This is a genomic window from Streptomyces auratus (genome assembly GCF_050433025.1).
Lineage (GTDB): Bacteria > Actinomycetota > Actinomycetes > Streptomycetales > Streptomycetaceae > Streptomyces > Streptomyces sioyaensis.
Genome location: NZ_JBNGCB010000003.1, coordinates 336,263 through 353,624, shown reverse-complemented (window position 1 = coordinate 353,624; position 17,362 = coordinate 336,263). Strand labels below are relative to the sequence as shown.

At 69.8% G+C, this 17,362-nt stretch carries 18 protein-coding genes; 10 read left to right on the top strand and 8 right to left on the bottom strand.

Annotation, left to right across the window (positions count from 1 at the left end; translation table 11 throughout):
• Positions 1 to 46 precede the first annotated feature (46 nt).
• Positions 47 to 457 carry a VOC family protein gene (locus tag BKA18_RS21170; RefSeq protein ID WP_006603946.1) on the bottom strand — a complete coding sequence of 137 codons (411 nt, stop codon included), beginning with the start codon at positions 455 to 457 and terminating at the stop codon, positions 47 to 49.
• A 242-nt stretch (positions 458 to 699) separates the two neighbouring features.
• Here BKA18_RS21170 and BKA18_RS21165 point away from each other — a divergent pair, with 242 nt between their 5' ends.
• On the top strand, positions 700 to 1,290 hold the full coding sequence (locus tag BKA18_RS21165; protein ID WP_366047653.1) for a TetR/AcrR family transcriptional regulator: 591 nt from the start codon (positions 700 to 702) through the stop codon (positions 1,288 to 1,290).
• A 286-nt stretch (positions 1,291 to 1,576) separates the two neighbouring features.
• On the opposite strand, the gene BKA18_RS21160 is transcribed toward BKA18_RS21165, so the two are convergent.
• The 3 genes from BKA18_RS21160 to BKA18_RS21150 all read right to left on the bottom strand — a co-directional run bounded on the left by BKA18_RS21160 (position 1,577) and on the right by BKA18_RS21150 (position 3,642).
• On the bottom strand, positions 1,577 to 2,569 hold the full coding sequence (locus BKA18_RS21160) for an aldo/keto reductase (RefSeq protein WP_366047575.1): 993 nt from the start codon (positions 2,567 to 2,569) through the stop codon (positions 1,577 to 1,579).
• A gap of 324 nt (positions 2,570 to 2,893) precedes the next feature.
• On the bottom strand, positions 2,894 to 3,217 hold the full coding sequence (locus BKA18_RS21155) for a winged helix-turn-helix domain-containing protein (RefSeq protein ID WP_366047574.1): 324 nt from the start codon (positions 3,215 to 3,217) through the stop codon (positions 2,894 to 2,896).
• Positions 3,214 to 3,642, bottom strand: coding sequence for a hypothetical protein (locus tag BKA18_RS21150; protein ID WP_366047573.1), 429 nt, complete (start codon positions 3,640 to 3,642; stop codon positions 3,214 to 3,216). Before BKA18_RS21150 ends, BKA18_RS21155 begins: the two co-directional genes overlap by 4 nt.
• A 739-nt stretch (positions 3,643 to 4,381) precedes the next feature.
• Here BKA18_RS21150 and BKA18_RS21145 point away from each other — a divergent pair.
• From BKA18_RS21145 to BKA18_RS21125, 5 genes are all read left to right on the top strand, one after another.
• Positions 4,382 to 5,302 (top strand): putative protein N(5)-glutamine methyltransferase, encoded by a 921-nt coding sequence (locus BKA18_RS21145; protein ID WP_366047572.1) that lies wholly within the window; start codon positions 4,382 to 4,384, stop codon positions 5,300 to 5,302.
• A 70-nt stretch (positions 5,303 to 5,372) separates the two neighbouring features.
• Positions 5,373 to 6,227, top strand: coding sequence for a GNAT family N-acetyltransferase (locus BKA18_RS21140; protein ID WP_366047571.1), 855 nt, complete (start codon positions 5,373 to 5,375; stop codon positions 6,225 to 6,227).
• A 105-nt stretch (positions 6,228 to 6,332) separates the two neighbouring features.
• Positions 6,333 to 6,779, top strand: a complete 447-nt coding sequence (locus BKA18_RS21135) for a helix-turn-helix domain-containing protein (protein WP_366047570.1) — start codon at positions 6,333 to 6,335, stop codon at positions 6,777 to 6,779.
• A gap of 33 nt (positions 6,780 to 6,812) precedes the next feature.
• Positions 6,813 to 7,427: a hypothetical protein gene (locus tag BKA18_RS21130; protein ID WP_366047569.1), complete on the top strand. Its 615-nt coding sequence runs from the start codon at positions 6,813 to 6,815 to the stop codon at positions 7,425 to 7,427.
• Between the two features lie 163 nt (positions 7,428 to 7,590).
• On the top strand, positions 7,591 to 7,935 hold the full coding sequence (locus BKA18_RS21125) for a DUF2516 family protein (RefSeq protein WP_208859163.1): 345 nt from the start codon (positions 7,591 to 7,593) through the stop codon (positions 7,933 to 7,935).
• A gap of 81 nt (positions 7,936 to 8,016) precedes the next feature.
• Here BKA18_RS21125 and BKA18_RS21120 read toward each other — a convergent pair whose 3' ends face one another.
• Both BKA18_RS21120 and BKA18_RS21115 read right to left on the bottom strand, forming a co-directional pair.
• The gene (locus BKA18_RS21120) at positions 8,017 to 9,456 is read right to left on the bottom strand and encodes a PP2C family protein-serine/threonine phosphatase (RefSeq protein WP_366047568.1); all 1,440 of its coding nucleotides are present in this window, start codon (positions 9,454 to 9,456) and stop codon (positions 8,017 to 8,019) included.
• 323 nt (positions 9,457 to 9,779) lie between these two features.
• Positions 9,780 to 10,847, bottom strand: a complete 1,068-nt coding sequence (locus tag BKA18_RS21115; protein WP_366047567.1) for a C40 family peptidase — start codon at positions 10,845 to 10,847, stop codon at positions 9,780 to 9,782.
• Between the two features lie 415 nt (positions 10,848 to 11,262).
• Between BKA18_RS21115 and pstS the strand changes: the two genes are divergently transcribed.
• From pstS to pstB, 4 genes are all read left to right on the top strand, one after another.
• Entirely contained in the window at positions 11,263 to 12,387 is a 1,125-nt protein-coding gene (gene pstS, locus BKA18_RS21110) for a phosphate ABC transporter substrate-binding protein PstS (protein ID WP_366047566.1), read from the top strand.
• A 131-nt stretch (positions 12,388 to 12,518) separates the two neighbouring features.
• Complete coding sequence (pstC, locus tag BKA18_RS21105; RefSeq protein ID WP_366047565.1) at positions 12,519 to 13,514, top strand: phosphate ABC transporter permease subunit PstC; 996 nt, start codon at positions 12,519 to 12,521, stop codon at positions 13,512 to 13,514.
• Entirely contained in the window at positions 13,511 to 14,590 is a 1,080-nt protein-coding gene (pstA, locus tag BKA18_RS21100; protein WP_366047564.1) for a phosphate ABC transporter permease PstA, read from the top strand. Before pstC ends, pstA begins: the two co-directional genes overlap by 4 nt.
• A gap of 30 nt (positions 14,591 to 14,620) precedes the next feature.
• On the top strand, positions 14,621 to 15,397 hold the full coding sequence (gene pstB / locus BKA18_RS21095) for a phosphate ABC transporter ATP-binding protein PstB (RefSeq protein WP_366047563.1): 777 nt from the start codon (positions 14,621 to 14,623) through the stop codon (positions 15,395 to 15,397).
• 151 nt (positions 15,398 to 15,548) lie between these two features.
• Here the strand turns inward: pstB and BKA18_RS21090 are convergent, their stop codons facing one another.
• Both BKA18_RS21090 and BKA18_RS21085 read right to left on the bottom strand, forming a co-directional pair.
• On the bottom strand, positions 15,549 to 16,547 hold the full coding sequence (locus BKA18_RS21090) for an inorganic phosphate transporter (protein WP_006603962.1): 999 nt from the start codon (positions 16,545 to 16,547) through the stop codon (positions 15,549 to 15,551).
• Between the two features lie 9 nt (positions 16,548 to 16,556).
• The gene (locus BKA18_RS21085) at positions 16,557 to 17,177 is read right to left on the bottom strand and encodes a DUF47 domain-containing protein (RefSeq protein ID WP_006603963.1); all 621 of its coding nucleotides are present in this window, start codon (positions 17,175 to 17,177) and stop codon (positions 16,557 to 16,559) included.
• Positions 17,178 to 17,362 lie beyond the last annotated feature (185 nt).

Below are 17,362 nucleotides of genomic sequence, written 5' to 3'. Positions count from 1 at the left end.
GCCCTCCTGCCGCCCTGAACCCAACACCCCGCGGATCGTGGGGAGTTCACCCCACCGAGGGGCGCTCCTGAAGCGCCCATCCGTTGCCGTCCGGGTCGCTGAAGTAGACGAACGAGTTCCACGCGCCACCGGGACCGTCGACCAGCGCCCCGTTCTCGACATGCTGTACGGGACCGACCGTCACGCCCCGTTCGGCCAACTCCGCACGGGCCGCGGCGATATCGGGCACCACCAGCTGCAGCCCGTGCACCGAACCGGGCTTCACCTCCGGGTCATCGGCGCCCGCACCGATGACGATCGAGCAGCCCGACCCCGGCGGCGTCAGCTGCACGATGCGGACGTCGCTGCCGACGCACATGTCGTGATCGACGGCAAAGCCCATCTGCTCGCTGTAGAAGCGCTTCGACCGTTCCACGTCGGCAACCGGAATCGGCACCAGTTCGAGCTTCCAGTCCATGGCGCGCCGTCCTTCCGTTCGGCCGGCGGCCCAGGAACGGCCGCCGTCGGTACCGGCTCTCCGCGCTGCAAAAAGTCTAGGCAGCGGGGGCGGATGCCCGCACAGGCAGCGGGGGCGGATGCTCGCACCCGTTGACGGAGTGAGCACTCACTCCGTACCGTAGGGTCATGACTTCCCCTTCCCCTTCGCCTTCACCTTCACGCCGACGCGCCCCCGGCATGAGCGTCGAGCAACGCCGAGCCATGATCGTGGCCGCCGCGCTGCCGCTCGTGGCGGAGTACGGCGCGGCCGTCACCACCAGCCAGATCGCCCGCGCCGCCGGTATCGGGGAGGCCACGATCTTCCGCGCGTTCAAGGACAAGGACGAGGTGCTGGACGCCTGTGTCGCCGAGACCGTCGGCACGGACCATGTGCTGCGCGAGCTCGCCTCGATCTCCCTGGACGAGCCGATCGCCACCCGGCTGACCGAAGCCGCCGAGGCGCTGCGCGCCCACCTGGAGCGGATGGGCACCGTCATCGGCGCCCTGCACGCCTCCGGCCACCTCCGCGGCCGCGCACCCGGCCCGGCCGCGCGGAGTGCCGGTGACGCCCCGCCGCCGGACGCCCGGGCCCGATCCTTCGCCGCCCTGCGCCACGCCATCATCGAGCTGCTCGAACCCGACCGCGCCGCGTTCCGCCTGAGCCCCGAGAAGGTCGCCTCCGCGTTCCTCGCCCTGCTCTTCACCCGGCAGCAGTCCCCGGCCGGGGAAGGCGACGGCACCCCACTCACCCCCGAAGAACTCATCTCCGTGCTACTGCACGGCACCCTCGACGCGGGCCCTGGAAGCGCGTGATGACCACGCCCCCCTGCCGCCCCGGGAGGGCCTGATGGCCATGCTCACCTGCCGCCCCGGGACCGCCTGATGACCATGCTCCCCTGCCGCCCCGGGACCGCCTGATGACCATGCTCCCCTACTGCCCCAGGAGCACCCGATGACGGTGGCCCTCAACCACACCATCGTCCCGGCCGCCGACCGCCGACCATCCACTGTGCGCCCGCGGCCTGTTCTTCCCCGATGACTCCGGCAACCTCTACGAGGTCATGTCACCGGAATAGCCGCGCCACGGGGCCGCCGGGCCTCATCCATCGACGAACGCCATGCTGGCCTCGTCGTACCGCGTCCCGGCTATCTGGCCGGCGGGGGCTGCGGCGTCGATTGCGGTGAGTTCCTCGGCGGTCAGCTCGACGGCGAGTGCGCCGAGGTTCTCCTCCAGGTACTTCTGCCGACGGGTGCCGGGGATCGGCACCACATCGTTCCCGCGGTGCTGCACCCAGGCCAGGGCGAGCTGCCCGGCGCTGACGCCCTTCTCGACGGCGATCTCGTCGAGCTTCTCCACGATGGCCAGGTTCTGCTCCAGGTTGCCGTCGGCGAAGCGCGGCTGGCTGCGACGCACATCGGACTCCGGCAGCCCCTTCACCGAGGTGTAGCGCCCGGTCAGAAAGCCGCGGCCGAGCGGCGAGAACGGCACCAGCCCGATGCCGAGTTCACGGCACAGCGGAGCGATCTCGTGCTCCAGATCGCGGGTCCACAGCGACCATTCACTCTGCAGCGCGGCGATCGGGTGCACCGCATGCGCCCGCCGAATGGTCGCGGCACTCGCCTCGGACAGTCCGAGGTGCCGTACCTTGCCGGCCGCGACGAGCTCGGCCATCGCACCGACGGTCTCCTCGATCGGCACGTTCGGGTCGACGCGGTGCTGGTAGTACAGGTCGATGTGGTCGACCCCGAGCCGGCGCAGGGAGGCGTCGCAGGCCTCCCGCACATAGGCGGCGTCGCCCCGGATCGCCGTCGGCTCGCCGAGCCGGTTGGCGAACCCGAACTTCGTCGCCAGCACCGCCTCGTCCCGCCGGCCGGCGACAGCCCGGCCGATCAACTCCTCGTTGTGGCCCGCCCCGTAGAAGTCGGAGGTGTCCAGCAGGGTGACGCCGAGGTCCAGGGCCCGGTTGATGGTCGCGATCGACTGCGCGTCGTCCGACGCGCCGTAACCGTGGCTCATCCCCATACAGCCGAGCCCCTGCGCGGAAACCGCGAGCTCACCGAGGTGACGTGTCGGAATGCTCGTCGTGGTCATGATGCTGTTGCCTCCTGGACGTGGCGTACGACGGACGGATCTGGATCCCGGACCGGAAGCGCCTGCCCCGCTGAGCCCACGGCCGGCTGCGGCAACGGAACCACCCACCCGCAGCCCGAGCCGCCTGTCGGCTGTCGGCTGTCGGCAGCCACCTGCCTTCTCGCGGCCGTGTGCCGTAGGCCCTCTGCCGGAATCCCGTCTCAAACGCTATGAGTTGAAGCGCACTCCAAGTCAACAAGGCGGCACGACAGCCCGCCGCGTCGACATCGAGACGCCCGCCCACCTCGGCTGACGAACCGCCGCCGCCGGACTCCCGTCCAGGCGTCAGCGTTCGGCCGCCGTCTCCGCTATCGCCCGCAGGGCCTGGCAGTGGGCGGCGAAGGCGGCGCGGCCATCGGGCGTGAGGGCGAGCCAGGTGCGTGGGCGCTTGCCGACATACCCCTTGGTGACGGCGACATAACCGGCCTTCTCCAGGGTGCCGACCTGCCGCGACAGGACCGAGTCGCTCACCTCGACGGCGTCGCGGACGAAGCCGAACTCGGCTTTGTCGGCGGCCGCCAGGGTCGCCACGATGGAGAAGCGGACGGGCGCGTGGATCACCTCGTCGAGGCCGTGACGCGGATGTATGCCGGGGCGTGAGGTAGTCACCGTCGGGCCTCCAAGTAGCCGCCTATCAGTCCGGGAAGGGCGACCAGCAGTGCCCCTGGCACCCACCACGCCACGGCGCCGGGGAACCAGATGAGGCCGGCGCTCAGCACCCCTCCATAGAACAGCGCCCACACGATGATCAGACTCGCATGCCGCCGCTTAAACCCCAACCGGGCAACGCGCTGCCGGGCGGCGTAGAAGGACAGCCCGATGATGACGGTGAACCAGATGCCGCAGCCGATGGCCACTCCGTAGGGCCTGCTGATCAACCCGATGCTGAGCACCATGACCGCCGCCGCGCTGCCGAAGATCACCTGGTACCAGGCGTACCACTTCGTGCCGTCCCGCACGGTCGAGCGCAGCTCCTGCTCACGAGCCAGCGCGGCCACCGCGGCCATCGCGTCCTGTGAGGCGTACTCCGCCATGTCATCCCCCTTGATCGTTGCTTCCGCTGCTTCCGGCTGCTTCCGCTGCCGCCGATTCCTCCTGGCTCCGCTGGCCCCCGAAATCCCGAGCGCGGCTTCACGCATCGCATACGCCGCCCCCGACGAACCCCAACCGGCCGACTGCGAACCCGACTTCCGACTCCAGCGTGACAAGAACTTTCCAAAATGACAAGTACTTTCGGGTTGTTGGCTTCGCGTCCGGGGCGGCCGACCGGCCCGCGGACCGCGGACCCGGCTCACCGGCGCGGGTTTGCACGGCAATTCGGCACCCGCCGCGGTGGCCGGCCACTTCGACCCACCGCAAGCTCCCCCAGCACCACGGCCCCGGCTGGATCAGAACCGATCTGCACACCGGCACCACGGTCGAGGTCTCCTTCGACGACGCCGGAGGCATCGACGCGGTCGAGGTCGGCACCCTCGACGGAACGACTCCGCGCCGACCCCGGGACCGGCTTCCACGACACCCGATCAGCGACGGCCGAACTCGCGACCGGAACCGGCGGCCGCACGCCACCCACCTGTGCGCCGCGCCCCAGGTCAGGTAATGTTGCCCCCTCAGTAGTGGACCGAACGAGGAGGTGAGACCGATTCCCCGCCAGACCAGGCAGGCGCTCCCGGCTCACGCCCCTCAGGTCCACCCGATGCAGGTGACCACCCGACACACGTGACCCGGGATGCGCCCTCGGCGCCCCGAAAGGCCCACATGTCGTCACCTCAAATGCCGTCCCCCCACATGCTGTCCCAGCCGTCGCTGCACCGACCGGACGGCACGTCACCCCTCTCCCCGCGACTCCCCCCGCCACTCTCCCGCGCCACCGTCATCAGCACACTGCGCGCCGCCGGCTGCGTATTCGCCGAGGACGAGGCGGAGTTGCTGATCTCCACCGCACATACGGCGGACGAACTCGCCGCCATGGTGGAGCGCCGCGTCCTGGGCCTCCCCCTGGAACACGTCGTCGGCTGGGCGGAGTTCCACGGACTGCGGGTCACCGTCGACCCCGGCGTCTTCGTTCCGCGGCGCCGCACCGAATTCCTCGTGGACCAGGCCATCGGCCTCGGCCGCCGGACCGCCGCCCGCACCGGGCGGCCCACGGTCGTCGTCGACCTGTGCTGCGGATCCGGTGCGGTGGGCGCCGCGCTGGCTGCCGCCCTGGACCGGGTCGAGCTGTACGCCGCGGACATCGAGCCGGCCGCGGTGCGCTGCGCCCGGCGCAACGTCACAGCCGCCGGGGGCGAGGTCTACGAGGGCGATCTCTTCGAGGCACTGCCCACCGGCCTCCGGGGCCGTATCGATGTCCTGGTGGCCAATGTTCCCTACGTACCGACCCACGAGGTCGGGCTGCTGCCGCCCGAAGCCCGCGAGCACGAGCCGCGGGTCGCGCTGGACGGCGGCGCGGACGGGCTGGACGTCCTGCGGCGGGTGACCGCGGCCGCGCCGCAGTGGCTGGCGCCAGGGGGGCACCTGCTGGTCGAAACGAGCGAACGACAGGCACCACAGGCCGTCGAAACCTTCACCCGCAACGGGCTCCTCCCCCGGGTGGCCACCTCCGACGCGCTCTACGCCACGGTCATCATCGGGACCCGCCCCGCCCCCGGGCAGGACGAGGCAACCGCCTGCCCACCACCCCACGCCCCCTGAACTGGCGGCGGAGCTCGGGCAACCCCAGGAATGCACCCACCGGCGCCGCGTCCGTGAGAGAGCGTGAAGCATGCGCCCGGACACTTGGCACCTCACCGAAGACATCGACGACTTTCTCGCCCGAGCCGGTGACTTCCTGCGCTCGCGCCCCGCCCTGCACACCACGCCGCTGACAGTGATCGAGAGACTGCGCACGCGCGGGGCGGGCTCATATGGCGCCGAAGCCACCGTATTCGGCCACCTGGAGTCGGGCGGCGAGGTCCGCGCCCTCTTCTACCGCCCTCCGTCCCACCGCCTGACCCTCACTCCCCTCTCCCCGGAGCACGCCGACCACCTCGCCGCCCACCTGGCCGGCCTCGGCCACCCCCTCGCCGGCGTCACCGCGGACCACGACACCGCCACCGCTTTCGCCGCGGCATGGCAGCGGCACACAGGCGCAGCGCCGGTACGCAGCTGGCGGGGCCGTCTCCACCGACTCGGCACGCTCACCCCACCGGAGCCGCGCCCGGACGGCCGGGGCCGTGTCGTGGGCGCGCAGGACCATGAGCAACTCCTCGCCTGGTGCGGCGAGTTCGTCGCCGACGTCGGAGAGAACCCCGCCATCGACGCCGGCTCCTGGGCCGACTCGCGCTTCGCCGACAAACGCTTCACGTTCTGGGAGACCCCGGACGGCACTCCCGTCTCCATGGCAGGCTCGACTGCGATGGTCGGCGGCATGATCCGGGTGGACCCCGTCTTCACCCCGGCCCACCTCCGGGGCCGAGGCTACGCGGGCGCTGTGACGGTCGAGGTGAGCAGGGCCGCGCTGACCGCGGGCGCGACGGACGTCGTCCTGTTCACGGACCCGGCCAACCCCACCAGCAACGCCCTCTACCAGCGGATCGGATACGTCCCGGTCACCGACTTCACCGGGTACACCTTCTGAGGCCGCCGATCATGCCGCCGGTGCTCACCACGCCCCTCACCCCACCAGAGCACTCTTGCTAGCGCCCCGCTTGCAAAAGTTAGCACTGGGAGGCACCATCGGGGTATGGCATCACTCAACGTCGGCAACCTCGGCGAGTTCCTGCGGGAGCAGCGGCGCACGGCGCAGCTGAGTCTGCGGCAGCTCGCGGATGCCGCCGGGGTGTCCAACCCGTACCTCAGCCAGATCGAGCGCGGCTTGCGCAAGCCGAGCGCGGAGATTCTGCAGCAGCTCGCCAAGGCGCTGCGGATATCCGCGGAGACGCTGTACGTCCAGGCCGGGATTCTGGACGAGCGGCACGGTCTGGACGGGGTCGAGGTGCAGACCGCGATACTCACCGACCCGGCGCTGAACGAGAGACAGAAGCAGGTCCTGCTGCAGATCTACGAGTCCTTCCGCAAGGAGAACGGGCTCGGGACCGGCGGCAAGGACAGCACTGCGAGCGGGCACGAGAACGGGCGCGGCACGGACACCCTCGACACAGAGGCCGACGGCGGCCCGCACGCCACCTGAGCAACCGATTCCGTTTCCAGGAGGAAGAACGTCATGGCCATCTCCGATGACCTCCGCAAGACCCTGACCGACGCCACCCCGCTGTACGCCCTGGCCGGCACCGTCGACCTGGCGGCCGAGAAGCTCGGCGAGGTGCCGCAGCTCGTCGAGAAGATCCGGGCCGAGGCCCCCAAGCGCTTCGACTCCGTGCGCAGCACCGACCCCAAGGACGTCCAGGCCCTGGTCAGCAAGCAGGCCAAGGAAGCCCAGGAGAAGCTGTCCGAGCTGCTGGGCTCGCTGGACGGCGACATCAAGAAGGTCCGCGACCAGGCGCAGGAGCTGGCGCTGCAGGGCGTGGGCCGGGCGGCCGAGGCCGTCGTACGGGCCCGCGAGGGCTACGAGGAGCTGGCCGAGCGCGGCCGTGGCGCGGTGGCGACCTGGCGCGGCGAGGCCGCCGACCAGGTCGAGGACCTCGCGGTGGCGATCGAGCCGGAGCCGAAGCCGGCGACCAAGAGCTCCCCGAAGCCCCAGACCGCGAACGGGGCCAAGGCGCAGACCAAGGCCACCCCCGCGGCGCAGCCCAAGCCCGCCGCGCCGAAGAAGCCCGTCGCGCAGCGCAAGCCGGCGCCGGCGCCGACGAAGAAGAGCACCCCGCCCTCGACGAAGTGAGCGCGATGTGACGTCCCTCACGCTTGCGTGAGGGCGCCGTTCCGGGGCCGGGCCGGGCACACTTCAGGTGCCCGGCCCGTTGTCCGGGTACCGTGGGGCCGCACGGGCGGCAGACGGCCGTGACGGACCGACGAACACGAACGGCGAACGGGCGGTGGATGGCGTGCTGATTTATGGGTTCCAGAGCATTCTGAGCTGGGTGCAGCTCGCCCTGGGCGTCTACGCCGCCGTGATGCTGATCGATGCCGCCGTGCGCCGCGAGGACGCCTACCGCGCCGCGAGCAAGCAGACCAAGGGCATGTGGCTGATCTTCCTCGCCCTTGCCACGGCGCTGCTGTTCATTCTCCCGATCATGTCGTTCCTGCCGATCATCGGCGTGATCGCGGTGATCGTCTACACCGTTGACGTACGGCCCGCGCTCCGGGAGGTCTCCGGTGGCGGCAGCGGCCCGCGCCGCGGGGGCTCCAGCTCGGACGGTCCGTACGGGCCCTTCAACGGCGGGCGCTGAGCCCGGCCGAAGAGGCCCCGGAGGGCCGGAAGCCGCTTCCCCCGCGGCCGATTCACTCGCGGCCCCTTCGCCTCGGCCGCTTCACCCGCGGCTCTGCCAGCGCCGGTCCAGCAGGAGCACGGCCACATCGTCCGTCAGCTCGCCGCCGTTGAGATCGCGTACTTCCCTGACCGAGGCGTCCAGCAGTTCCTCGCCGCTGAGGCCGGCCGCCATCTGGCGGCTGACCAGTTCGGTCATACCCTCCTGGCCGAGGCGCTGGTTGCCGACGCCGATCCGGCCCTCGATCAGCCCGTCGGTGTACATCATCAGGCTCCAGGAGCCGCCCAGTTCGACCTGCCGGCGCGGCCAGCGGGCGTGCGGCAGCAGGCCGAGCGCCGGGCCGCCGAATTCGTAGGGCAGCAGTTGCGGGCTCTCGCCGGCCCTGGCCAGCAGCGGTGCGGGGTGGCCGGCCAGGCACAGCCCGGCGCGGCGGCCGTCCGCGGAGATGTCGACGGTGCACAGCGTCGCGAAGATCTCGTCGTCCGCGCGCTCGTGCTCCAGCACCTTCTGGAGGGTGGCGAGCAGTTCGTCACCGGACAGGCCGGCGAAGGTCAGCGCGCGCCAGGCGATCCGCAGCTCGACGCCGAGCGCGGCCTCGTCGGGGCCGTGGCCGCAGACATCGCCGATCATCGCGTGGACGGCGCCGTCCGGGGTGCGCACGGTGTCGTAGAAGTCGCCGCCGAGCAGGGCGCGGCTGCGGCCGGGGCGGTAGCAGGCCGCGAAGCGCAGATCGGAGCCGTCGAGCAGGGGCGTGGGCAGCAGGCCCCGTTCCAGCCGGGCGTTCTCCTGGGCGAGCATCCGCGACTCGGTGAGCTGGCGCTGGGCGAGGTCGGCGCGTTTGCGTTCGACGGCGTAGCGGACCGCACGGCTGAGCACCGCGCCGTCCAGTTCATCCCGGAAAAGGTAGTCCTGGGCGCCGACGCGTACGGCGTCGGCGGCGCGCTCGGCGTCCGTCTCGTAGGTGAGCACCAGGACGGCGTGCGACGGCGCCAGGCGCAGGACGTCGCGCAGGACGCCCAGTTCGTCACCCCGGCTGCCGTGACCGGCGTCACGTTCCGCGCGGCCCTCGGGGGCCTGCGGGGCCAGGTCGAGCAGGATGCAGTGCACATCGTCGGTGAGCAGCCGCTCGGCCTCGGTGAGGTTGCGGGCGGTACGCAGGCGCACCTTGCGGCCCGCCCAGTCCCACATCTCGGGGACATGACTGTTGGGGTCCTCGCCGATGAGGAGCAGGGTCAGGCCCTGGGGGGCGGGTCCGTGGTCGGCCGAAAGTCGCTGTTCGCCCGGCAGCGGCTGGGTGGGCTCGCGGAAGCCCTGCACTGCCGGCTGGGCCGCCTCCTGGCCCGGGGCGCGCACGCCCTGGGCCGTCGCGTCCCCCGCGCCCGGCGCGTCGGCGACCCGCGCGGTATCCGCGCAGGCGTCATCCACCGGTCCTGCCTGGTGCGGCAGCACGACCGTCCGCTGGTGCGGTACGGGTACGGGCATCGGTCTGCTTCCTTCCCTCCCCCCGAGGGGTGCGGCGGGGCGCCGACGGCGCTCCACCGTGCCCGGCATCCGCCGCTCGTCGGTCAATTGAGCGGGGCGCTGACCGGGCACTGACAGGCGACCATAGCGTCAGTACGGAGTGGGATGGAATGCCCGACAGCAATCGGCCATCGTCATATGCCCCGACCGATCAGCCATTTGACCTGGAGAGGGCGGAATGCGGAATGACGAACATCACCCCGCTTGAGTGCATTCAGCGACGCGGCGGCAACCCTCGGAGAGCGAAACAATCAGGACAGTTATCTCGGGTGTGAGCCGCGCCATCAGTGGCCGGCGTCACCATCGGGGCGGACAACGCCGAGAATCGGCATCGAACCGGCACCGGTGATCGTGACCTGCCGGCCGGGACGCGGCGCATGCACAATCGCGCCGTCACCGAGATACATCCCGACATGGCTGGCATCGGAGAAATAAATAATCAGATCGCCCGGCCGCATGTCCTTGAGGTCGACCCGGGGCAGCTGCCGCCACTGCTCCTGCGACGTCCGCGGAATCGTCCGGCCGGCGGCCTGCCAGGACCGCAGGGTCAGCCCGGAGCAGTCGAAGGTGTCCGGTCCCTCCGCACCCCACACATAGTCCTTGCCGATCTGCGCGGTGGCGTACGAAATCGCCTTCTTGCCCTCGGCCGATGCTTTGTTGCTGATGTCGTCGAGGACGCCCGAGTCCAGCCACTTCTGCTGCTGCTTGAAGGCCTGCTCGTCCTCCAGCTTCCGCAGCCGGTCCTTTTCCTTGGCGGCCAGCCGGGATTCCAGCTCCTTTGCCGCGTCGATCTGTTTCTTGATGTCCCGCTGGGCGCTTTCCTTCTTCTTGCGATTCGCCTCCAGCTTCTCCCAGCGGTCCGTGGCCGAGGCCGAATACCGCTGCAAGTCGCCTTTGAGATGCGCCAGTTGGCTCATCACTCGTTTTGCGGCGAGCTGTCCCTTACGGGCCAGGGTGGCGTTGTCGAGAAAGCGTTCCGGGTCGGCGTTGAGCACCAGTTTCGCCTCGGCGGGCAGCCCGCCGCCGCGGTACTGGGCACTGGCCAGCGCGCCCGCCTGCCGCTTGAGGGCGGCCAGCTTGTGCTGGGTGGTGTCGATGGTGCGCGCCAGCTGGACGATCTGCTTCTGCTGGACGTCGACCTGTTCCTTGGCGGCGTTGTAGGCGTCGGTGGCCTGCTCGGCCTTGCGGTAGAGGGCGTCGATCTTCTTGCGTACGTCGTCGAGGTGGCGGGCATCGGCGTCCGCGGCCTTCGCCGGGTCCGCGGACGGGTTCTTCGGGTCATCGGTGGTGGCGGCCGTGGCCGTACCGCCGAGCAGCCCCGTCGCGCACAGGACGACGGCGGTACAGGCCATCACCCGGCTACCCCGTATGCCCCATGCGCCCCATCTGCCCTGAATCCCCTGTGCATCCCGAACGTCCTGCCGCACCCCCTGGCTCCCCACCAGCCACCTCCGGTCGTCCCACACCGATTCGCGCCGTCTCAGGCGCGGATGCTGCCATACCGGCCGGTAATTCAACAGGGTGACGTGCCGCTTTGCACCCCTCGAACGGCACTTATCGGCCCGCACCCAGCCGATGGCCGAGGTTCACCGTGCGTTCACTCTCCTCCATCGGCCGCTTTACCTGATCTACCTAATTTCAGCCTTACCGAGTGCGCGTCCCCCACGGCACAAGCGCAGCCGGCTTCCGCCGTGAACGCGGCAGTCATCACGACACCACCCAACGCTCGCCGACGAAGCGGCGCGCCCCAGGAAGGAAATCTCGACAGTGAAGCTTCAGCGCAAGAACCGGGTTCGCGCCCTCGCCGTTGGCGCTCTCGCCGTCTCCGGTGCCCTGGCCCTGACCGCGTGCGGCTCGGACGACACCTCCGGCGGCGGCGGTAGCGCCGGCGCCGCCAAGACGTCGAACATCAAGTGTGACGGCAAGGGCAAGCTTCTGGCGTCCGGCTCGTCCGCGCAGAAGAACGCCATGGACGTCTGGGTGCAGGCCTACGCCGGCGCCTGCAAGGGCACCGAGATCAACTACCAGCCGACCGGCTCCGGCGCCGGCGTCACCACCTTCCTGCAGGGCCAGACCGCCTTCGCGGGCTCCGACTCGGCGCTCAAGCCCGAAGAGGTCGCCAAGTCCAAGAAGGTCTGCAAGGGCGGCCAGGCCATCGACATGCCGATGGTCGGCGGCCCGATCGCGGTCGGCTACAACGTCCCCGGCGTGGACAACCTCGTGCTGGACGCCCCGACCCTGGCGAAGATCTTCGACGCGAAGATCACCAAGTGGAACGACCCGGCGATCAAGAAGCTGAACCCGGGCGCCAAGCTCCCGGACCTCAAGGTCCAGGCGTTCCACCGCTCCGACGACTCGGGCACCACCGACAACTTCACCAAGTACCTCAAGGGCGCCGCCCCGGGTGACTGGAAGCACGAGCCGGCGAAGAAGTGGGAGGGCACCGGCGGCCAGGCGGCCTCGGGCTCGGCCGGCGTCTCCTCGCAGGTCAAGCAGACCAGCGGTGCGATCTCCTACTTCGAGCTGTCGTACGCGACGGCCGGCAAGATCCCCACGGCCAAGCTGAACACCGGCGCCAAGGAGCCGGTCGACGCCACCGTCGACAACGCCTCGAAGGCCATCTCCGAGGCCCAGCAGGTCGGCAAGGGCGACGACCTGGCCCTGAAGCTCAACTACACCAGCAAGGCCGAGGGCGCGTACCCGATCACCCTGGTGACGTACGAGATCGCCTGCGACAAGGGCAACAAGGCCGAGACGCTGCCCGCCACCAAGTCCTTCCTGACCTACGCCGCCAGCAAGGACGGCCAGGCCGCGCTCAAGGCCCTCGGCTACGCCCCGCTGCCCACCGAGATCGCCGACAAGGTCCGCGCGACCGTCGCCAAGCTCTCCTGACCTACCGGGCGGCGGCCCATCAACCGCCGTAGGACCGAAGGGGCCCCCTCACAAGGGCCCCTTTGGGCCGCCGCCCGTCCGGTGCACCGCCGCGCCAGGAGCCCTCACCGGCTCCGCAGACCGGAGAATCCATGAATACCTCCTCCTCCACGACCGATACGCCCCTCCCACCGCACCACGACCGCTCCGCCGTCTCCGGCAAGGCGGTCCGCCCCGGCGACCGGATCTTCCTCGGGCTCTCCCGGGGCTCCGGCATCGCCCTGCTGGCGATCATGGCCGCCATCGCGGTCTTCCTGACCTACCGCTCGGTGCTCGCCATCTCCGGCGACAAGGCCAACTTCTTCACCACGCTGGACTGGAACGCCACCGGTACGGAGCCGAAGTTCGGCATCGCGGTCCTCGCCTTCGGCACCCTCGTCAGCTCGCTGATCGCGATGCTGATAGCCGTGCCGGTCGCGGTCGGCATCGCGCTGTTCATCTCGCACTACGCGCCGCGCAAGCTGTCCTCGCCGCTCGGGTACGTCATCGACCTGCTCGCCGCGGTGCCCAGCATCATCTACGGCCTGTGGGGCGCGCTGTTCCTCGTTCCGCACCTGAGCGGCCTTTACAGCTGGTTCGACGACTACCTCGGCTGGACCGGCATCCTCAGTTACGGCGGCGGGGCGGCCCGTTCGCTGTTCACCGTCGGCATCCTGCTCGCGATCATGATCCTGCCGATCGTCACCAGCGTCAGCCGTGAGGTCTTCCTGCAGGTCCCGAAGATGCACGAGGAGGCCGCGCTGGCGCTCGGCGCCACCCGCTGGGAAGTCATCCGGATGTCGGTGCTCCCCTTCGGCCGCTCCGGAATCATCAGCGCCTCCATGCTCGGCCTGGGCCGCGCGCTCGGCGAGACGATGGCCGTCGCCACGGTCCTCTCGCCCAGCTTCCTGATCAACACCAGCCTGCTGGATCCGGGCGGCGGCACCTTCGCCCAGAACATCGCCAGCAAGTTCAGTGAGGCCGACCAGTTCGGCCAGGACGCGCTGATCGCCTCGGGCCTCGTCCTCTTCGTGATCACGCTGGTCGTCAACGGCGCGGCCCGCCTGATCATCGCCCGCCGCAAGGAGTACTCGGGAGCCGCAGCATGAACGTCATGACCGACCGCCGCGCGGTCTCCGACGCCGGCAGCCCGCTCCCCGTCTCCCTCAAGCTGCCCCGGCTGCCGCGCTGGACCCCGCCGGTGCTCGCCCTGGTGGCGGCCGGTTCGGGCTGCGGCATCGGACTGGCCGCCGGCCTGGACAGCACGGTCCAGTGGGGCCTGATCGCCGGCCTGCTCTTCGTCCTGGGCACGTTCGCGCTGGCCGCGGGCGTCGAGGGCACCCGACAGGCCAAGGACCGGCTGGCCACCAGCCTGGTCTGGCTCGCCTTCCTGATCGCCGTCGTCCCGCTGGCCTCCCTGCTGTGGGAGACCGTCGCCCGCGGCACCAAGGTGCTGGACGGCTACTTCCTGTCCCACTCGATGGGCACCACCCCGGACGCCCTGCCCGGCGGCGGCATCTACCACGCGATCATCGGCACGCTGGAGCAGGTCGGCCTGGCCACCCTGATCGCCGCGCCGCTCGGTCTGCTCACCGCGATCTACCTCGTCGAATACGGACGCGGCAAGCTCGCCCGGGCGGTCACCTTCTTCGTGGACGTGATGACCGGCATCCCCTCGATCGTGGCCGGCCTGTTCATCCTCTCGGTGTGGATCCTGATCCTCGGCTTCGGCCCGTCCGGCTTCGCCGGCGCGATGGCGCTGGCGATCCTGATGATGCCGGTCGTCGTCCGCTCCACCGAGGAGATGCTCAAGCTCGTCCCCAACGAGCTGCGCGAGGCGTCGCTGGCCCTGGGCGTGCCGAAGTGGCGCACCATCCTCAAGGTCGTGCTGCCGACGTCGATCGGCGGTATCACCACCGGCGTGATGCTCGCCATCGCCCGTATCACCGGTGAGACGGCGCCCGTACTGCTCCTGGTGTGGGGGGCGAAGACGATCAACAACAACCCCTTCCAGGATGCCCAGCAGTCGCTCCCGCTCTACGTCTTCCAGCAGTGGCAGCAGGGCTCCGAAGCCTCCTACGACCGCGCGTGGGCCGCAGCCCTGGTCCTCATCGCGTTCGTCATGATCCTCAACCTGGTGGCCCGCGGCATCGCCCGCTGGAAGGCCCCCAAAACCGGCCGCTGACCGCGTCCACAGAAAGAAGCAGTGATTTCCATGGCCAAGCGAATCGACGTCAGCGGCCTCTCCGCGTACTACGGCAGCCACAAGGCCATCGACGACATCTCGATGACCGTCGAGCCGCGCTCCGTGACGGCCTTCATCGGCCCGTCCGGCTGCGGCAAGTCGACCTTCCTGCGCACCCTGAACCGGATGCACGAGGTCACCCCCAGCGGCCGGGTCGAGGGCAAGGTGATGCTGGACGACGAGAACCTCTACGGCTCCGGGGTCGACCCGGTCGCCGTCCGCCGCACCATCGGCATGGTCTTCCAGCGCCCCAACCCGTTCCCCACGATGTCGATCTTCGACAATGTCGCGGCCGGTCTGCGGCTGAACGGCTCGTACAAGAAGAGCGAGCTCAAGGACGTCGTCGAGCGGTCCCTCAAGGGCGCCAACCTCTGGAACGAGGTCAAGGACCGGCTGAACAAGCCCGGTTCGGGGCTGTCCGGCGGACAGCAGCAGCGGCTGTGCATCGCCCGCGCCATCGCGGTCGAGCCCCAGGTCCTGCTGATGGACGAGCCGTGCTCCGCCCTCGACCCGATCTCCACCCTCGCCATCGAGGACCTGATCGGCGAGCTGAAGGAGCGCTTCACGATCGTCATCGTGACGCACAACATGCAGCAGGCCGCGCGCGTCTCGGACCGTACGGCGTTCTTCAACCTCGCCGCGGTCGGCCAGCCCGGCAAGCTGGTCGAGATCGACGAGACCGAGCGGATCTTCTCCAACCCCTCGGTCCAGGCCACGGAGGACTACATCTCCGGCCGCTTCGGCTGAGCCGCGAGCGCGCCCCGGCCGCAACCGGCCGGGGCCGCCCCCTCCACGTCCTGCGGTGCTGCATGGCGGTGCCACCGCAAGACGAAGGGCCCGCCCCTCTTCCCGGGGGGCGGGCCCATTGCTGTGTCGGAGCAGGCCGACATGAGGTCCGTCAGCCGAAGGCCAGCGCCACGAGCCCGTACGCGCCCGCCGCGACCAGCGCCGCGGCCGGCATCGTGATGAACCAGCCCATCACGATGTTCTTGGCGACGCCCCAGCGCACCGCGCGCGGGCGCTTGGTCGAGCCCACACCCATGATCGCGGAGGTGATGACATGGGTCGTGGAGATCGGGGCCTGGAACATGAACGACGCGGTGTACATGACCGAGGCGGCCGTGGTCTCCGCGGCGAAGCCCTGCGGCGGGTCCAGCTCGATGATCCGCCGGCCCAGGGTGCGCATGATGCGCCAGCCGCCCGCGTACGTACCGAGCGAGAGGGTGAGCGCACAGGCCAGCTTGACCCAGATCGGGATCGCCGCGTTGGGCTCCTCCGCGTCGGCGATGACCAGGGCCATCACGACCACACCCATGGTCTTCTGGGCGTCCTGCAGACCGTGGCCGAGCGCCATACCCGCCGCGGACACCGTCTGGGCTATGCGGAAGCCGCGCTTGGCCTTGTGCGGGTTCGCCTTCCGGAAGACCCACAGGATCAGGACCATCACCAGATAGCCGAGCACCAGGCCGACGACCGGCGAGATGAACATCGGCAGGACGACCTTCTCGACCACCCCGGACCAGATCACGGTGGTGCCACCGGCCAGCGCGGCCCCGACCATGCCGCCGAAGAGGGCGTGCGAGGACGACGACGGCAGGCCGAAGTACCAGGTGACGAGGTTCCAGACCACCGCGCCGAGCAGCGCGGCGAAGAGAATGCCCATCCCCTTGCTGCCATGGGGAGTGGCGATCAGCCCCTCGCTGACCGTCTTGGCGACCCCGCTGCCCAGGAAGGCACCGGCGAGGTTCATCACGGCGGCCATCGCCAGCGCCGCCCGCGGGGTCAGCGCCCGCGTCGAGACCGAGGTCGCAATGGCGTTGGCGGAGTCATGGAAGCCGTTGGTGTACGTGAATCCGAGCGCGACCGCAATGGTCACGACGAGCGCGAAGGTGTCCATGGGAGGCGCTCAGGACTCCTTGACCGCGATGGTCTCGACCGTGTTGGCGACGTGCTCGAACGCGTCCGCCGCCTCTTCCAGGATGTCCACGATCTGCTTGAGCTTGAGCACCTCGATGGCGTCGTACTTGCCGTTGAAGAGGTGTGCCAGCAGCTTGCGGTGGATCTGGTCGGCCTGGTTCTCCAGGCGGTTGACCTCGATCCAGTACTCGGTGAGGTTCGACATGGTGCGCAGATTCGGCATCGCCTCGGCGGTCAGCTCGGCTGCCCGCGCCAGCACCTCGATCTGCTGGTCGACGCCCTTGGGGAGCTCCTCGACCTTGTAGAGGACGACCAGGTCGACCGCCTCTTCCATGAAGTCCATGATGTCGTCGAGCGACGAGGCGAGGTTGTAGATGTCCTCGCGGTCGAACGGCGTGATGAACGAGGAGTTCAGCTGGTGGAAGATCGCGTGGGTGGCGTCATCTCCCGCATGCTCCGCCGCTCGCATCCGCTCAGCGATCTCTGCCCGGGCCGAGGCGTCCGCCCCGAGCAGTTCCATCAGGAGCTTGGAGCCCGTGACGATGTTGTCCGCGGAGGCGGCGAACATGTCATAGAAGCTCGTCTCCCTGGGGGTCAGACGAAAGCGCACGTGAAATCCTCGGGGTGCATCGGATTCGGTCGGGTTGATGCTAGGCGCATCATCCAGCCACTGCTAACCGGCATTCCCTCAGTGTCGCCCATCGAACAGCATGCTCTGCACGGGGTACCACACCTGCCCGCAAAGTTCGGTACCATATACCCACCAGGGGTATATGGACGCCTAGATATCACGGG

What these genes read in the sequence shown, in the direction of transcription:
- BKA18_RS21170 (WP_006603946.1), bottom strand. Translation starts at nt 457, where the DNA reads ATGGACTGGAAGCTCGAACTGGTGCCGATTCCGGTTGCCGACGTGGAA.
- BKA18_RS21165 (WP_366047653.1), top strand. Translation starts at nt 700, where the DNA reads ATGATCGTGGCCGCCGCGCTGCCGCTCGTGGCGGAGTACGGCGCGGCC.
- BKA18_RS21160 (WP_366047575.1), bottom strand. Translation starts at nt 2,569, where the DNA reads ATGACCACGACGAGCATTCCGACACGTCACCTCGGTGAGCTCGCGGTT.
- BKA18_RS21150 (WP_366047573.1), bottom strand. Translation starts at nt 3,642, where the DNA reads ATGGCGGAGTACGCCTCACAGGACGCGATGGCCGCGGTGGCCGCGCTG.
- BKA18_RS21145 (WP_366047572.1), top strand. Translation starts at nt 4,382, where the DNA reads ATGCCGTCCCCCCACATGCTGTCCCAGCCGTCGCTGCACCGACCGGAC.
- BKA18_RS21140 (WP_366047571.1), top strand. Translation starts at nt 5,373, where the DNA reads ATGCGCCCGGACACTTGGCACCTCACCGAAGACATCGACGACTTTCTC.
- BKA18_RS21135 (WP_366047570.1), top strand. Translation starts at nt 6,333, where the DNA reads ATGGCATCACTCAACGTCGGCAACCTCGGCGAGTTCCTGCGGGAGCAG.
- BKA18_RS21130 (WP_366047569.1), top strand. Translation starts at nt 6,813, where the DNA reads ATGGCCATCTCCGATGACCTCCGCAAGACCCTGACCGACGCCACCCCG.
- BKA18_RS21120 (WP_366047568.1), bottom strand. Translation starts at nt 9,456, where the DNA reads ATGCCCGTACCCGTACCGCACCAGCGGACGGTCGTGCTGCCGCACCAG.
- BKA18_RS21115 (WP_366047567.1), bottom strand. Translation starts at nt 10,847, where the DNA reads ATGGCCTGTACCGCCGTCGTCCTGTGCGCGACGGGGCTGCTCGGCGGT.
- pstC (WP_366047565.1), top strand. Translation starts at nt 12,519, where the DNA reads ATGAATACCTCCTCCTCCACGACCGATACGCCCCTCCCACCGCACCAC.
- pstA (WP_366047564.1), top strand. Translation starts at nt 13,511, where the DNA reads ATGAACGTCATGACCGACCGCCGCGCGGTCTCCGACGCCGGCAGCCCG.
- pstB (WP_366047563.1), top strand. Translation starts at nt 14,621, where the DNA reads ATGGCCAAGCGAATCGACGTCAGCGGCCTCTCCGCGTACTACGGCAGC.
- BKA18_RS21090 (WP_006603962.1), bottom strand. Translation starts at nt 16,547, where the DNA reads ATGGACACCTTCGCGCTCGTCGTGACCATTGCGGTCGCGCTCGGATTC.